We start from the raw sequence: 16,390 nt of genomic DNA, 5'->3' as shown, positions 1-16,390 counted from the left end.
TTATACAATGACGGTCAAACAAAATACAATTGGCAAAGAAGTTTCTCTAAGTGGAGTTGGTTTACATACTGGAAAAGAAGTTAAAATGACTTTTAAACCAGCGCCAATAAACAGTGGTTTTTCTTTTGTTAGAATTGATTTGGAAGGTTCTCCTGTTATTGAAGCAGATGCTAATTATGTGGTAAACACACAACGCGGAACTAATTTAGAGAAATTAGGTGTAAAAATTCAAACTCCAGAACATGTTTTAGCGGCTTTAGTAGGTTGTGATTTGGACAACGTGACAATTGAATTAGATTCTTCGGAGCTCCCAATTATGGACGGTTCTTCAAAATATTTTGTTGAAGCTATAGAAAATGCTGGTATTGTTGAGCAAGACGCATACAGAAATTATTATACTGTTAAAGAAATCATTTCATTTACAGATGAAACTACAGGAAGTGAAATTATTGTAATGCCAAGTGAAGAATATCAAATTACTACAATGGTAGATTTTGGCACAAAAGTATTAGGAACTCAAAATGCAACGTTAAAATCCATATCCGATTTCAAAAAAGAAATATCAGAATCTAGAACTTTTAGTTTCCTTCATGAATTAGAATCATTATTAGACAATGGATTAATTAAAGGGGGAGATTTAAATAATGCTATTGTTTATGTGGATAAAGACATTTCTGAAACCACAATGGAAAATTTAAAGAAGGCTTTTGGCAAAGAAAAAATCTCTGTTAAACCAAATGGTATTTTAGATAATTTAACTTTGCATTATCCAAATGAAGCGGCAAGACATAAATTGTTGGATGTTATAGGTGATTTGGCATTGATTGGTACTAGAATAAAAGGTAAGGTAATTGCCAATAAACCGGGTCATTTTGTTAATACTCAATTCGCAAAAAAAATGGCAAAAATGATTAAAATTGAGCAACGCAATCATGTTCCAACTTATGATTTAAATCTCGAGCCATTAATGGATATTCATAATATTATGAATATTCTACCGCACCGACCTCCTTTTTTGTTTATCGACAGAATTATTGAAATGTCTGATAATCATATTGTTGGAATGAAAAATGTTACCATGAACGAAAGTTTTTTTGTTGGACATTTTCCAGGAGCACCAGTAATGCCAGGAGTTATTATTGTGGAAGCAATGGCGCAAACCGGAGGTATTTTAGTATTAAGTACTGTTCCTGATCCTGAAAATTATTTAACTTATTTTATGAAAATAGATAATGTTAAATTCAAGCATAAAGTATTACCAGGTGACACTTTAATCTTTAAATGTGAATTAATAACTCCTATTAGAAGAGGTATTTGTCACATGCAAGCCAATGCTTATGCAAATGGTAAATTAGTTGCAGAAGCAGAATTAATGGCACAAATTGCTAAAAAACAATAATATACTTCAATAGGATTTTAATCTAATTGAATAGTTAAACGATAAATATAAGAAAATGAATCAACCATTAGCCTACGTACATCCAGGTGCCAAAATTGCAAAAAATGTTGTAATTGAACCATTTACAACCATTCATAATAATGTGGTTATTGGTGATGGAACTTGGATAGGATCCAATGTAACAATTATGGAAGGTGCTAGAATTGGTAAAAATTGTAATATTTTTCCAGGAGCAGTAATTTCAGCAGTACCACAAGATTTAAAATTTGGGGGTGAAGATTCGTTAGCAATAATTGGCGATAATTGCACAATTCGTGAATGTGTAACTATCAATAGAGGGACAATCGCTTCAGGTCAGACTACACTTGGAAACAATTGTTTAGTAATGGCTACAGCTCACATCGCTCACGATTGTCATATTGGTGACAACGCAATAATTGTAAACGGAGTAGCACTTGCAGGACATGTAACCGTAGGTAATTATGCTATTATTGGAGGTTTGGCTGCTATTCATCAATTTATAAATATTGGTGATCACGCTATGATTTCTGGTGGTTCGCTAGTTAGAAAAGACGTTCCTCCTTATACTAAAGCTGCTAAAGAACCACTATCTTATGTTGGAATTAACTCTGTTGGTTTAAGAAGAAGAGGATTTACAACTGAAAAAATTAGAGAAATTCAAGAAATTTACAGAACATTGTATCAAAAAAATTACAATACAACTCAAGCTGTAGGGATAATTGAAGCTGAAATGGAAGCAACTCCAGAAAGAGACGAAATTATCGATTTTATTAGAAATTCATCAAGAGGAATTATGAAAGGTTATTCTGGTAATTTTTAATAATTAGTTTAATTTAAAAATAACAAATCAATAAATAAAAATAAAAATGGCATCTACATCAGATATTAAAAACGGATTGTGTATTAAATATAATAATGATATTTATAAAATCATTGAATTTTTACATGTCAAACCGGGTAAAGGACCGGCTTTCGTGAGAACTAAATTAAGAAGTTTATCAAATGGAAAAGTACTTGATAATACATTTTCTGCAGGTCATAAAATTGATGAAGTTAGAGTTGAAACTCATTCATTCCAATTTTTATATGCTGAAGGAGATCAATTTCATTTTATGAATGTTGAATCCTATGAACAAATTACATTAGATAAAAAAACTCTTGATGCTCCAGATTTGTTAAAAGAAGGAACTATTGTGATGGTTCAAATAAATACAGAAACGGATTTACCATTATCAGTAGATATGCCTTCATCAATAGTTCTTGAAGTAACATATGCAGAACCAGGAGTTAAAGGAAATACTGCAACAAATGCTACCAAACCTGCAAAAGTAGAAACAGGTGCTTCAGTAAATGTACCTTTATTTATAAACGAAGGTGATAAAATTAAAATTGACACAGCTACTGGTTCTTACATGGAACGTGTAAAAGAATAATAATAGAGTTTTATTTAAATGAAATTTCCAAAAACGTATCCACTTCATGAAATTGCAGCTATAATTGGGTGTGAATTTGTTGGTGATTCTAATTTTCCTGTTACCGGAATGAATGAAATTCATGTGGTTGAGAATGGCGATATCGTTTTTGTAGATCATCCAAAGTATTATGACAAAGCTTTACAATCTAAAGCAACAATAGTTTTAATAAATAAAAATGTTGATTGCCCAACAGGAAAAGCATTATTGATTTCAGATGATCCTTTTAGAGATTTCAATAAATTAACCAATTATTTTAAGCCTTTTAAATCTTCAAATAGTTCAATTTCTACTTCAGCAAAAATAGGCGATGACACTGTTATTCAACCTAATACATTTATTGGTAATAATGTAACTATTGGAAAAAATTGTTTGATACATTCCAATGTTTCAATATATGATCATACTGTTATTGGTGATAATGTGATCATTCATGCAGGAACTATATTGGGTGCAGACGCTTTTTATTATAAAAAAAGAGAAAGTGGGTTCGATCAATTGATTTCTGGGGGTAGAGTAGTAATTCAAAATAATGTTGGAATTGGCGCTCTTTGTACCATAGATAAAGGCGTTACGGGAGATACCGTTATTGGGGAAGGTACTAAAATTGACAATCAAGTACATGTTGGTCACGATACTGTAATTGGAAAAAAATGCCTAATTGCCTCACAAACAGGAATTGCAGGTTGCGTAATTATTGAGGATGAAGTTACGCTTTGGGGGCAAGTTGGAACTACAAGTGGAATAACAATTGGAGCTAAAGCTGTTGTTTTAGGACAAACGGGAGTAACAAAATCTATTGAAGGAGGTAAGAGTTATTTTGGTACACCAGTTGAAGAATCACGTGAAAAATTGAAGCAATTAGCTAATATTAAGAAAATACCAGATTTAATTCAAAAATTAAAATAGTTATGAATTTAAAAAAGATAATTCTTGATTTTTATAAATCAGAAGCGTTAATAAATCCATCTGTTTTGGCTACCTATTTACATGACGACATCCTTTTAGAATGGAATAGTAGCACTGGTTTTATACGAATGAATAGAGAGGATTTGTTATCATTGGCATCTGAATTAAGCAGGTCTTATGTTCGATCAAAAGTTGAAATATCACACATCGTAAAAGAAGGCGATTTAGTTTCATTAAGATACGCTCATTCTGTAAAGACAATTGAAAATCCTAGAGAATACATTTTGTTAGCCAATTTCATGGTAATTTGGGAGTTAAAAGACGAAAAATTATATCGTGGTTATCAAATTAGTCAAGTAGTTTAAAAATATTTAAAAATTAGTAATAAATACTTTTCTTTAAAGTGTCAATAGCTTACTTTTGCATCGTTCAAAAAAAATAAAATAAAATAATAATATCATGAGTGTTTTAGTTAATAAAGATTCTAAAATAATTGTTCAAGGTTTTACTGGTAGTGAAGGTACTTTTCATGCTTCGCAAATGATTGAATACGGAACAAATGTTGTTGGTGGTGTAACTCCTGGAAAAGGGGGTACTTCTCACTTAGACCGTCCTGTTTTCAATACTGTAAAAGATGCAGTAGATCAAGTTGGTGCAGATACAACTATTATTTTTGTTCCGCCTGCTTTTGCTGCTGATGCAATTATGGAAGCTGCAGATGCTGGAATTAAAGTAATTATTACCATTACTGAAGGAATTCCGGTTGCTGATATGATTAAAGCAAATCAATATATAAAAGGTAAAAATTGTAGATTAATAGGTCCAAACTGCCCAGGGGTAATTACTCCAGGTGAAGCAAAAGTAGGTATTATGCCAGGATTTGTTTTCAAAAAAGGAACAGTAGGTATCGTTTCAAAATCTGGAACATTAACTTATGAAGCTGCAGACCAAGTAGTAAAGCAAGGTTTAGGAATTACTACTGCAATTGGAATAGGGGGTGACCCAATTATTGGAACAACTACAAAACAAGCTGTTGAGTTATTAATGAATGACCCTGAAACTAAGTGCATCGTAATGATTGGTGAAATTGGAGGTCAATTAGAAGCTGATGCTGCTAAATGGATTAAAGCCGATGGGAATCGCAAACCGGTTGTTGGTTTTATTGCGGGTGAAACTGCACCAAAAGGAAGAACAATGGGTCACGCTGGTGCAATTGTTGGTGGTGCTGATGATACAGCTGAAGCAAAAAAACGTATCATGAGAGAAAACGGAATTCATGTAGTTGACTCTCCAGCAGAAATTGGTAAAAAAGTAAAAGAAGTTTTAGGTTAGTCCAAAACACAAACAATATAAAATACCTCACGGTTTTTCGTGGGGTATTTTTTTATAATAATGATTATATAAATAAGTATGTTTAAAGAATTAAAAAGTATAAAAAATAAGAATCAATTTCAATTTGATTTGAATGATAACCTTGAAGAAGTTTGTAACGCTCCTGATGCCGCTTGTGGTATTTTCTTAGTTTATGACATTTCAAATGAAGAAAAAGAACTAATAATGGTAGGTTCTACCGGTACCGTTCAAAATGATGGGACTCTAAAAAGCAAAAATGGGGGTTTGTATGACAAAATTGTAAACGGACATCAATTTGCCAAAACAGGGCGTAAATATTCCTGGCCTGCTCAAATGAAAAAAGAGTCAATAGATAAATTAGAGGTTTATTGGTATGAAACTTTTAATGAAAAGAATAAAATCATACCTACGTTTATTGAAGGGCAAATACTTCAAAACTTTTTAACAGAGTTTAATAAATTACCAAGGTGGAATATAGCATTCTAAATAAAATAAAAATCCCGCTCTTATATTTGAGCGGGATTTTTTTAGTTAAATGGGTTGGACCATTTTGTATTAACATAAACATCTGTTCCTGTTAGCGTTCTCAAAAATGCAATAACAGCATTTACTTCTGTTGCATTTAAATTCAATTGTTGGCCATTTCCTCCAGGCATTAATCTAGGATCTAAATTGTTATTTCCAGGTGCTAAATTAATTGTTCCATAGTGCCCAATGGCTGCTTGAAGCGTTGTTATTCCTCCAGTATGCATCATTTGACCATTAGTAGTGCCATCAAGTTTTACTAAATCTCTTAATGAAGGAGCTCTTGTATTAGTTACATCAATACCTCCAACTCCAGAAATCCTCCCAAGTATTCCATTGTTTCTTGAGTTAGGATCAATATCAAACTCTGGCGCTCTATGACATCCTGCACAGCCTATTCCACCTGCTATTCTTACCCCATTAGCATTGAAATTGGGAGGTGTCAAAAATAAGTTCTTTCCTAGATTTTCTTGTGCAGTAAAATTACTGAAATTTGCTCCGTCGTTTGGAGCTGAGGCTCTTCCAATATCATATTTTGAATCGAAGGATTGAATACTTCTAATGAATTGAGCTAAAGCAAATTGAATTTTTGTTTCTGTTATTTCTTCAGTGCCATAAACAAATTTGAATAGCTCTTTATAATAATTTACTGCACTTAATTTTGTGATTAAATCATTAAAAGTTAAATCGCCATTTGTTCCACTGAAACCCATTTCACCATGATCTCTAATTGGCATCGTAGTTTGAATTTCTAATGTGGTGGCTCGTTCATCCCAAAAGAATTTTGATTCTGCAGAAAAACGAGTATTAATTAAGCGCATTGAATGACGACTGGTTGTTCCATTTACACCTGTACTTGCTACAGTATCATCTCCAAATGCAACCGTTTGCTTATGGCAACTTGAGCAAGAAATGGTATTATTGGCAGACATTTTCTTATCATAAAACAAAACTCTCCCTAAAGTCGCACCTTTATTTGAAATTGGGTTTAATCCACTATTATCTTTTGTAATATAAGCCGGTACAGTTTGGTTTGCATAATTAGCTAAATTATTTAAATCAACCGAATTGCCAAATTGGGCTTGAACAGCTGGATACGTTTCAGGAATTGCAGTGTAACTATCTTCATTGTTATTACATGATAATACCAAAAATGCAATTATTAATATAGAAATTGATTTTTTCATAATTTGATTTGTTTAATATTAAATTTATTCATCTAAATATTCTAAGTTAATAATCTATTCTCTAGGAGGTGGCGGAGGACGATTTTCATCACCAGGTTGTCCTGGTCTATCTTCACCCCAGTGTGGCGGCGGAGGTCTATTTCCTTCTCTTGGTCCTCGTGGATGATCACCATCTCTTGGAGGTGGTGGCGGTCGGTGCTCATCCATAGGCGGAGGAGATGAAAAATTTGATTCAGCCTTATTGTCTTTATTGTCAAAATTAGGTCTTGGAGGATGTCTAAATTCTGGACGAGGTCTTCTATTTTGATTTGAAAATAATTTTTCTAATTCTTCTGTTAATGAATTGAAATCTTCAAGTTGTGATTTAGTACATATTTTTTTTATGTCCTGAAAATGCATAAAATTCGCTTCTTCAATACTTTTTTGATTCAACAATATTAATTGAATTAAACTGTCTTTAACCTTAACATTAAAATTCGATAGTTTTAATTTTGAATATAATTCTGCTTTTATTTCTCTGTTATTTTTATTTAAAGAATCAACAAGTTTTTTATGAGCCTCAATAATTACTTCGTATTTTTTTATTTGATTGTCGTTAAAATGCAACTTTTCGATAATAATATCTTTAGGTCTTCTTCGATTTTCATCTTGATTGGAATTGAGGTTTGATATGTATAAGAAACAAATTATTCCTATATTTAAGAGAATAAGTCCAATTACTGAGTAGGTTAATAATTTTAGTTTATCCATTTTTTAGTACAGTTGATTCGTATTTGAAATTGTTGAAATAACACTTTCAGTTTGAGTGTTTGATTTGACTAAACTTGACTTGACAAGACTAATATTAATTGAAATTAATAAAGCGAATGTAGCTGCGGCAACAAAAATCCATTTATGAGAAACCCTATTTTCTAGACTGATTCTGTTTTGAATTTTATCAAATAGCAATTTACACGGAAGAACTTTATTCATTCCGTTGGTACTTTCCATTATTTCGAGTGTCCAATTTTCAGCTTTCATAATTATTTAGACGAATATTAATTTTTATTCTTGCGATATTCTTCAAATTTTTTTGATAATTTTTCTTTCAAGGTTGTCTTTGCTCTAAATACTAAGGATTCAACAGATGAAATACTTAAATTCATAATTTCAGAAATTTCAGGATTATTCAATCCATCGACTTTTGAAAGTAAAAAAGCTGTTTTTTGATTTTCTCCAAGTTCATTTATTATATCAAAAAGTACTTTTGCTTTTTCTTTATTTTCCAACAAAACTCCAGGGTGTTCAAAATTGGATACATTCAAAATCTCAAGTTCATTTTGGCTTTTTTTTCCGAAAATAAAAAACCTTTTTTGGCTGTTTTTATGTTTGATAAAATCCAGGCATTTGTTTATTGTTATTCTGTAAATCCATGTTTTTAGGGATGATTTTTCTTGAAATTTACTTAGTGAATTATTGATTTGTATGAAAACATCTTGAGTAATTTCTTCAGCTTCTTCAACGTTTTGCAGATAATTGAGCGCTAAATTATAAACCAATACACTGTATTGATTGTATAATTTTTCGAAGTCTTTATTATCTAATGCCATATTGCAATAGTATGAAAATTAATTGTTTAATACGGTATGCTTTGAATTTTGGTTTGAATTTTTTTTAAAATAGGAATTGTTATATATTTGAACGAAATATTTTTTAGCCCTGATGGAAGGGAAAATCCCTCGCTTTTTTGCGAGGATTGGAATGACAGCAGGAAATAGCTTCAAAAAGAAATAAATTTATTATATGAAATTATTACAAGGAAAAACTGCCATTATCACAGGTGCAAGCCGTGGAATTGGTAAAGGAATTGCGGAAGTTTTCGCTAAAAATGGTGCAAATATAGCTTTTACCTACAGTTCATCTGTAGAATCAGCATTGGCTTTGGAAAAAGAACTTAATGAAATGGGCGTAAAAGCAAAAGGATACCAGTCGGATGCTTCCGATTTTAATGAAGCTCAAGCTTTCGTTGATGCTGTTTTAGAAGATTTTGAAACAGTTGATGTATTAATAAACAATGCGGGAATTACTAAAGATAACCTATTGATGCGAATGACTGAGGAGGATTTTGATAAAGTAATTGACGTGAATTTGAAGTCAGTTTTTAATATGACTAAAGCGATTCAAAAAACATTTTTGAAACAACGTTCGGGCTCAATTATCAATATGAGTAGCGTAGTTGGGGTTAAAGGAAATGCAGGTCAAACTAATTATTCGGCTTCGAAAGCAGGTGTTATTGGATTTTCAAAATCGGTTGCACTAGAGTTAGGATCACGAAATATTCGTTGTAATGTTATCGCTCCAGGTTTTATTGAAACTGAAATGACAGCAAAATTAAATGAAGAGGTAGTTAAAGGTTGGAGAGACGGAATTCCATTAAAACGAGGCGGTTCTACTGAAGATGTTGCGAACGCTTGTTTGTTTTTCGCATCTGATATGAGTTCGTTTGTGACGGGGCAAGTATTGAATGTTTGTGGCGGAATGCTAACATAATAGGATTTAAAGATTCTAAAATTTAAAGAGTTCAAAGATTCTAAAATTTACAGATTTTTAATTCATAATTTTTTCAAGATATATAAATGACTACAAACACCGTTCTGTTAATTTTTTTATCCCTTTTAATAGCTGGTGCGTATTCCTATTATAACTATTATTACAAAGCTAAAATCAAATTGAAAGTACATTTGGTTTTAGCTTTTTTGCGTTTTTTAACAGTTTTCTGTGTTTTACTATTATTGATAAACCCTATTATTTCTAATAAAACTATTGAAATTGTAAAAACTCCCTTGGTAATTGCTGTTGATAATTCTAGTTCAATTTCTAATTTAAAAGCTACAAAAACAGCAACCGATTTATTCGAAAAATTCATTTCAAATACTGATTTAAAAGATAAATTTGATATTCAAACGTATCGCTTCGATTCTGATTTTGAAAGTTCTGACAATTTCGACTTTAAAGGATTACAAACAAACATTGATGCGGTTGCAAAGAATAGTAAAAGCATCAATAAAAATACTGTTTTTCCTACAGTATTAATAACAGATGGAAATCAAACCTCGGGAAATGATTTTGTATTTTCATTCGATCCTAATAATAAGGTATATCCAATAGTGGTGGGAGATACTACCACTAATTTAGATTTAAGGGTAAGTCAGTTGAATGCAAATAAGTATGCTTTTCACAAAAATAAATTTCCAGTTGAGATATTTTTAAATTATTCTGGAACAAAAGCAATAACATCTAATTTTTCAATTTCTCAAGGAAATACAGTTTTAAATTCTCAAGTGGTTTCTTTTTCTCCTTCAAAGAAATCGGTTGTGATTTCAGCACTTTTACCAGCAGATAAATCAGGATTGCAAATTTTTAAAGCCAGCATTACATCCAAAGAAAAAGAGAAAAACACTTACAATAACTCTTATAATTTTGCTGTTGAAGTAATTGATCAAAGGACTGAAATAGCATTAATCTCGTCATTTAATCATCCGGATCTTGGTGCTTTGAAAAGAGCAATTGAAAGTAATGCTCAACGTAAAGTAACACTTCTTAAGCCAAAAGAAATTAATGATTTAAATAAGTATACGATTGCTATTTTATATCAGCCAACTATTGAATTTAAATCCTTCTTTGAAAAAAATACCGATTTGGGATTGAATACATTTATTTTTACTGGAACAAAAACTGATTTTAACTATTTGAACCAAAATCAAAAAGACTTGGTTTTTAAGATGAGTTCCCAATCTGAAAATTATATTGCAGAGTATCGAGAGGATTTTAATTTATTCGATCTAGAAGACATTGGATTTAGTCAATTCCCACCATTGGAAAATCCATTTGGGATAATTACAACTTCTGCAAATGTAAATGTATTATTGGGTTCTTCTATTAGAAATATAAACACCAATTCGCCTTTATTGGCTTATTCAGAAAATCAAGGAAAAAGAACAGCCTATTTATTAGGTGAAAATAGTTGGAAGTGGCGTTTGCAAAGTCATGTTGTCACAAAGTCTTATGAGAAATACGATACTTTTATTGATAAAACAATTCAATATTTAGCCTCAAATGCGTCGAAGAAATCATTAGTTGTTAACCACGATGGTTTTTATAATTCAGGGGATGCAATTGAAATTTCAGCTCAGTACTTCAATAAAAACTATGAATTTGATGACAAAGCCAATTTGAATATTACTGTTATTAATATAAAAACAAAGGCTAAAAAATCTTATGATTTATTGAAATCCAACACTGATTTTAAAGTGAATTTAGACGGATTAGAAGTCGGTAAATACGACTTTGTAGTTAAGGAACTAAACTCAAATTCTGTTTACAAAGGTTATTTTGAAATATTAGATTTTGATATTGAAAAGCAATTTGTAAATCCAGATTTATCAAAATTATCTCAATTGGCAAATGAAACAAAAGGGCAATTGGTATTTCCTGATAAAGTTGATTTATTAATAAAAGCGCTATTAGAAAATGAAGAATATAAATCTGTTCAAAAATCTATTATAAAGAAAATTCCTTTAATAGATTGGGTTTGGCTTTTAATTATCTTAGTACTTTCTCTAGCTACTGAATGGTTCCTTCGAAAATACAACGGAATGTTATAAACTATTTTTGATATTTTTTATTCTTTAGCATTTCTGAAGCTGTTTGATAGTATGAAATAGTTTCATTTTCTAAATCTTTTCTTGGAACAGCAATTGGTTTTTGTTCATAAAATAATTGAAATTCACTAGCAACTTTTGGATTTGGAATCAGTGATAATTGCAACTGTTTCACTTGTTGTTTAGGAGAAATGATAGTTAAAATATTATCTTTAATTAAACCTAAATTTTGATATGTCGCTATTAAAGCTCTTGGTTTATAATCTGATTTCAATACATCTTGACCATAAAATTTACTTTTATAGTTAAAATTAAGCATCCCAAAAACGGTAGGCATTATATCTATTTGAGACATCAAGGTATTAAAATGCGAAGGCTCTACAAAACCAGGGCTATAAATCATTGCTGGAATTCTATATTTATCTATAGGAAGTTCCGTTTTTCCTGCACTTGAGGCACAGTGATCAGCAATTATTACAAAAACAGTATTGGCAAACCATGGTTGTTTTTCGGCTAATTTGAAGAATTTTCTAATTGCAAAATCGGTATATTTCACACCACCTTCACGAGATTTAGAATCACCTGGAATATCTATTTTACCATTTGGATAGGTAAATGGTCGGTGATTACTAACTGTCATTATATGATTAAAAAAGGGTTTGTTTTGTTTGAATTCAGAATCCATTACTTTTATTGCTTTATTGTACATGTCTTCATCACACACCCCCCAAATATTATCAAAGGTGATTTCATTTGGTTTAAATGTTTTCTTATCTACAATGTCGTAACCATTACCACCAAAAAAATCTTGCATATTATCAAAAAATGCATCACCTCCATATAGATATTTAACATTATAGCCTTTTTGTTTGAATACACTTCCAGTAGAAAATTTATTTTTATTGTCTTTCCGTTTTACCACACTTTCACCAGCTGTAGGGGGAATACACAATGTTACTGCTTCAAGCCCACGAACTGTTCTATTTCCAACGGCATATAAATTGGAAAACACCATACTTTTTGTAGCTAAACTATCTAAAAACGGAGTTATTTTTTGTTCGTTTCCATACATCGCCATAAACTCAGCGCTATAACTTTCTATGGTAATTAGAACCACGTTTTTACGAATTTCAGGCGAATTACTTTTGATAATCCTTTGTGTAGATTCGTTTTGTGAACCAGGAACTAGATTGTGAATTAAAGAATAAGCTTGATCATTTGGAATGGTTTTGTAAAATTTAAAATAATCCAATTCACTATTCATGAATGCAATATAAAATTTATAAATTCCATTTGCCTGCAATTCATTTGCAAAAATATTATCAGAATTTTCTTTATTTGAAAGTAGTGGAATTGCTATAATTGAAGCACCGAACAATGCAAAATAAACACCTGAAATTTTTATTTTTTCAGAAAGTGTTGGAATGTCTTCAATGTAATTTTTTGAATATTTTACTATGAAATAAGTAACAACCCCAGCAGTAAAATACAATCCAGTAAATAATGGGATCACCGGATAAGACTGCATAATGTTGCCGATAACTTCATTGGTGTAAACCAAATAATCAACTGCAATAAAATTAAACCGAACACCAAATTCATTCCAAAAAAAGTACTCACTAATTGCAATTTGTAGAAATATGGCAACAAAAAGAAAAATTACAAAGCTGAATAACCAATATCTAATTTTAGAACGATATTTAGGAAGGAATAACAATAAACCAAAAAATATCGTTTTTATTGCTATAAATGCAAAGCCAATATCTGGTAAAACTCCACCGTATTCATTGAGAATGGTGTTAAAGAACTTTACATAAATTAATAAAACTACAAATACACTAAAGAGGATATATCCGTAAGGTTTTAGGTATTTAGAATTGGAAATAAATATTAGATACAACCACAAAAATGCACTAATAATTATAAAAATAAAAAGATCAGATAGAAAACCAAAAGTAAATATTTTAATTGTTTCAAGAAATGAAAAGGAGGCTTGCGTTATTGGATGAAAAATTAAAATTGTTCGCAAAATGAAGCTTACAACTATATAAAACAAAGCAAGTGTGAAAAAAGGGGTAGTTTTTCTTAAAAAAGTCATGATTGTATTTTTCACAAAAATAAGCAATTAGAATTATAAATTATAATCTCTACCATTGTTATACTTAGTTTCACAAAACTGTCGGCAAATTTTAATGTATTGATAATTAATTGGGTTATATTTGTTTATAAATAAACATTTAAAAAGTATATTTTAAACTCAATAATTAATTATAATTTTGAATTATTAATTTTAATAATGGATATAACCAAACTAAAATCACAATTACAAATAGAAGTAGATACCGCCTTTCTATATTCTAGTATCGCTTCAATTCAATCAGATGAAAATTTAAATCGTGTATTGAATAGTTTGGCTGAAATTGAAAAAGGGCATGCTAACCATATGTTGAAAAAGGTTAATGAACTGGATTTAAGTTATGAAATGCCCTCACCATCTTCAAGAGCAAAATTCCAATTGAAAGTTGGTAAATTATTTGGCTATAGCTCAATTATTAGTAGTTTGTCAAGCGTTGAAAAACAATTTGCTGTTAATTCAATAAAAAATAAAATTGAAAGTGGTGAAAAATTAAGTGGTTTTGAGCACAATCATTTAAATATCATAGAAGCCGTAAACAACAATAAAGCGTTAAATGTTTCTGGAGGATTATTATCAAAATTTGAAAGTCGGCATAAATCTGTGGGTGGAAATGCACTTCGTGCAGCAGTTTTAGGTTCTAATGACGGATTGGTTTCTAATATGAGTTTGGTAATGGGAGTAGCAGGAGCTGCTGTTTCGAACAATACCATTTTATTAACTGGAATTGCTGGTTTAATGGCAGGATCAATATCAATGGCATTAGGGGAATGGTTGTCAGTTCAAAGTTCTAGGGAATTGAACCAACGCCAAATTGACTTGGAAATGGAAGAATTAGAAGCATCGCCAGAGGAAGAAAAAAAGGAATTGGTGTTGCTTTATCAAGCAAAAGGAATGAGTATTGAAGAAGCAAGAAAATTAGCGGATAAAGCATTTGAATCACCAGAAACTGCAATTGATGCAATAATTAAAGAGGAGTTAGGAATCGACAAAGAAGATTTAGGAGGTTCAGCATGGGAAGCGGCAATTGCTTCTTTTTTATTATTTTCAATCGGCGCAATTATTCCACTTTATCCATTCATGATTTTAGATGGGCAAAATGCAATTATTCTAAGTATTATTAGCAGTGTAGTAGGTTTATTTGGAATTGGAGCAGCAATTACTTTATTAACGGGTAAAAGTATTTTGTATTCTGGTTTGAGACAAGTAGCTTTTGGATTAACTGCTGCTGCCGTTACTTATGGAATTGGGACCTTAATTGGAGTTTCATTAGCAGGTTAATAAAAGAAATAATTATACAAATAATCAAAATTTAAATACAAATAATCAAAGCTATATTTATAAATAATAAAACAAGATCATTATGAACGACGCACACTTACATTTATTAGTAAATCATTTCCCAATAATAGGTACGATTTTAGGTTTGGGAATATTGATAACTGGAATGTTTTTAAAGAACAATTCAGTTAAAAACACTGCCTATATTTTATTTATTGTGGCTGCAATATTTACTGCATTTAGCATGGGTACTGGAGAAGGAGCGGAAGAATTAGTTGAAGACCTACCAAGTGTTGGTAAACAAATAATTCACGAACACGAAGAAATTGCTGAAAAATTTGCAATAATTATTTATTTAACTGGATTTTTAGGTTTACTTTCTTTTTACACTTCAATTAAGAACCATAATTTAGCTAAAACTTTTTCATTTATAACATTAGCTTTGTCTTTGCTAGCAGTTATTTTTGCGAAAAGTGTTGGAACAACTGGTGGTGAAATTCGTCATACTGAAATTAGAGCCAATTCTAGTGCGTATTCAAATGAAAACACACCTGGTTTGCAAAATGAAAAAGACAATGATTAAACTATAAATTTCCAAGTTCATCCAGTAATTGAACTTGGGATTTTAATCTTTCAATTAGCATTGAAATTGTTCTTTTATTCAATGCAGATGCATTTTTTGAGTACAATTTATATTCTTCAATTTGTAATAATCCAATGGTTGTACCAATAAGTAAATTTCTAAACTTATTATCGTTGAATATTGAATTTTCTATATAATCTAATTTTTTATCTACCGTAAATTGGCCAAATAGAGCTTTATTTTTGATTATATAATTTTTAAATATTTCAATAAACAATTCATTTTGTAATTTCAAAATTGGTCGTAAAATTTGATTTTGAAATAACTCTTCTTCAGAAGTCTGAGAATTGATTTCTCCTAAAGTTCCTCCTCTTAAAGTTGTAATCAAATGGTCTCTATTGCTCATGATTTTTATTAATTTATCAACAATCTAATTTATGAAATCTAAGTTTAATATCATGTAAATTTATGTTGTATTTTTGTAAAAAATAAATGCAATGAGATTTCACACACGTAAATGGGTAAAACCAGAAGATTTAAATCCTAACGGAACTTTATTTGGAGGTAAATTATTAGCTTGGATTGATGAAGAATTAGCTCTTTATTCGATTATCCAATTAGAAAATAGCCGTGTGGTTACCAAATACATGTCGGAAATCAATTTTAGAAGTTCTGCAAAACAAGGTGATATTATTGAAATAGGAATTGACGTAGTAAAGTTCGGGAATTCATCATTAACCTTAAAATGCGAAGCAAGAAACATGATGACTAGAGAAACTATTATTACAATAGATTCAACTACAATGGTGAGTTTAGGTGATGACGGAAAACCAAAACCACATGGAAAAACCCAAATTGAATATGTTGCCGATAGATTAAAGTAAAC

General features: G+C 30.6%; 18 protein-coding genes. 12 read left to right on the top strand and 6 right to left on the bottom strand.

All coding sequences use genetic code 11. From position 1 onward, the window contains the following. Positions 1-7 precede the first annotated feature (7 nt). The 7 genes from AC9UFV_RS01785 (at position 8) to AC9UFV_RS01755 (ending at position 5,640) form a co-directional block, all read left to right on the top strand. A complete protein-coding gene (locus AC9UFV_RS01785; RefSeq protein WP_509572164.1) occupies positions 8-1,399 on the top strand; it encodes a bifunctional UDP-3-O-[3-hydroxymyristoyl] N-acetylglucosamine deacetylase/3-hydroxyacyl-ACP dehydratase in 1,392 nt (463 codons plus the stop codon). A gap of 55 nt (positions 1,400-1,454) precedes the next feature. After that, positions 1,455-2,240, top strand: coding sequence for an acyl-ACP--UDP-N-acetylglucosamine O-acyltransferase (gene lpxA, locus AC9UFV_RS01780; RefSeq protein ID WP_509566787.1), 786 nt, complete (start codon positions 1,455-1,457; stop codon positions 2,238-2,240). A 46-nt stretch (positions 2,241-2,286) separates the two neighbouring features. Continuing rightward, positions 2,287-2,853 carry an elongation factor P gene (efp, locus tag AC9UFV_RS01775; RefSeq protein WP_509572162.1) on the top strand — a complete coding sequence of 189 codons (567 nt, stop codon included), beginning with the start codon at positions 2,287-2,289 and terminating at the stop codon, positions 2,851-2,853. Between the two features lie 18 nt (positions 2,854-2,871). Next, on the top strand, positions 2,872-3,801 hold the full coding sequence (locus AC9UFV_RS01770; protein WP_509572160.1) for a UDP-3-O-(3-hydroxymyristoyl)glucosamine N-acyltransferase: 930 nt from the start codon (positions 2,872-2,874) through the stop codon (positions 3,799-3,801). 2 nt (positions 3,802-3,803) lie between these two features. Next, on the top strand, positions 3,804-4,166 hold the full coding sequence (locus AC9UFV_RS01765; protein ID WP_509572158.1) for a nuclear transport factor 2 family protein: 363 nt from the start codon (positions 3,804-3,806) through the stop codon (positions 4,164-4,166). A gap of 94 nt (positions 4,167-4,260) precedes the next feature. Next, a complete protein-coding gene (sucD, locus tag AC9UFV_RS01760; protein WP_509572156.1) occupies positions 4,261-5,133 on the top strand; it encodes a succinate--CoA ligase subunit alpha in 873 nt (290 codons plus the stop codon). Between the two features lie 78 nt (positions 5,134-5,211). Beyond that, positions 5,212-5,640 (top strand): hypothetical protein, encoded by a 429-nt coding sequence (locus AC9UFV_RS01755; protein ID WP_509572154.1) that lies wholly within the window; start codon positions 5,212-5,214, stop codon positions 5,638-5,640. Positions 5,641-5,681: 41 nt separating this feature from the next. Here AC9UFV_RS01755 and AC9UFV_RS01750 read toward each other — a convergent pair whose 3' ends face one another. The 4 genes from AC9UFV_RS01750 to AC9UFV_RS01735 are packed head-to-tail and all read right to left on the bottom strand — an operon-like array spanning position 5,682 to position 8,455. Beyond that, a complete protein-coding gene (locus AC9UFV_RS01750) occupies positions 5,682-6,866 on the bottom strand; it encodes a cytochrome-c peroxidase (protein ID WP_509572152.1) in 1,185 nt (394 codons plus the stop codon). Between the two features lie 54 nt (positions 6,867-6,920). Beyond that, the gene (locus AC9UFV_RS01745) at positions 6,921-7,616 is read right to left on the bottom strand and encodes a hypothetical protein (protein WP_509572150.1); all 696 of its coding nucleotides are present in this window, start codon (positions 7,614-7,616) and stop codon (positions 6,921-6,923) included. A 3-nt stretch (positions 7,617-7,619) separates the two neighbouring features. After that, entirely contained in the window at positions 7,620-7,886 is a 267-nt protein-coding gene (locus AC9UFV_RS01740; protein WP_509572148.1) for a hypothetical protein, read from the bottom strand. 17 nt (positions 7,887-7,903) lie between these two features. Further along, a complete protein-coding gene (locus AC9UFV_RS01735; RefSeq protein WP_509572146.1) occupies positions 7,904-8,455 on the bottom strand; it encodes an RNA polymerase sigma factor in 552 nt (183 codons plus the stop codon). Positions 8,456-8,648: 193 nt separating this feature from the next. Between AC9UFV_RS01735 and fabG the strand changes: the two genes are divergently transcribed. Continuing rightward, positions 8,649-9,395: a 3-oxoacyl-[acyl-carrier-protein] reductase gene (fabG, locus tag AC9UFV_RS01730; protein WP_509572144.1), complete on the top strand. Its 747-nt coding sequence runs from the start codon at positions 8,649-8,651 to the stop codon at positions 9,393-9,395. Positions 9,396-9,481: 86 nt separating this feature from the next. Continuing rightward, on the top strand, positions 9,482-11,509 hold the full coding sequence (locus tag AC9UFV_RS01725; protein WP_509572142.1) for a hypothetical protein: 2,028 nt from the start codon (positions 9,482-9,484) through the stop codon (positions 11,507-11,509). A gap of 1 nt (position 11,510) precedes the next feature. Here AC9UFV_RS01725 and AC9UFV_RS01720 read toward each other — a convergent pair whose 3' ends face one another. After that, on the bottom strand, positions 11,511-13,604 hold the full coding sequence (locus AC9UFV_RS01720; protein WP_509572140.1) for a sulfatase-like hydrolase/transferase: 2,094 nt from the start codon (positions 13,602-13,604) through the stop codon (positions 11,511-11,513). A 198-nt stretch (positions 13,605-13,802) separates the two neighbouring features. Here AC9UFV_RS01720 and AC9UFV_RS01715 point away from each other — a divergent pair, with 198 nt between their 5' ends. Both AC9UFV_RS01715 and AC9UFV_RS01710 read left to right on the top strand, forming a co-directional pair. After that, entirely contained in the window at positions 13,803-14,921 is a 1,119-nt protein-coding gene (locus AC9UFV_RS01715) for a VIT1/CCC1 transporter family protein (RefSeq protein ID WP_509572138.1), read from the top strand. 82 nt (positions 14,922-15,003) lie between these two features. After that, entirely contained in the window at positions 15,004-15,504 is a 501-nt protein-coding gene (locus tag AC9UFV_RS01710; protein ID WP_509572137.1) for a DUF2231 domain-containing protein, read from the top strand. 1 nt (position 15,505) lies between these two features. Here AC9UFV_RS01710 and AC9UFV_RS01705 read toward each other — a convergent pair whose 3' ends face one another. Beyond that, positions 15,506-15,910, bottom strand: a complete 405-nt coding sequence (locus tag AC9UFV_RS01705) for a glyoxalase (protein ID WP_509572135.1) — start codon at positions 15,908-15,910, stop codon at positions 15,506-15,508. A 91-nt stretch (positions 15,911-16,001) separates the two neighbouring features. Between AC9UFV_RS01705 and AC9UFV_RS01700 the strand changes: the two genes are divergently transcribed. Next, positions 16,002-16,388, top strand: coding sequence for an acyl-CoA thioesterase (locus tag AC9UFV_RS01700; RefSeq protein ID WP_509546938.1), 387 nt, complete (start codon positions 16,002-16,004; stop codon positions 16,386-16,388). Positions 16,389-16,390 lie beyond the last annotated feature (2 nt).

It is taken from the genome of Flavobacterium sp., from assembly GCF_044349645.1.
GTDB lineage: Bacteria > Bacteroidota > Bacteroidia > Flavobacteriales > Flavobacteriaceae > Flavobacterium.
Note: the sequence above shows the minus strand (reverse complement) of the source record. Positions and strands in the feature narration are given on the sequence as shown.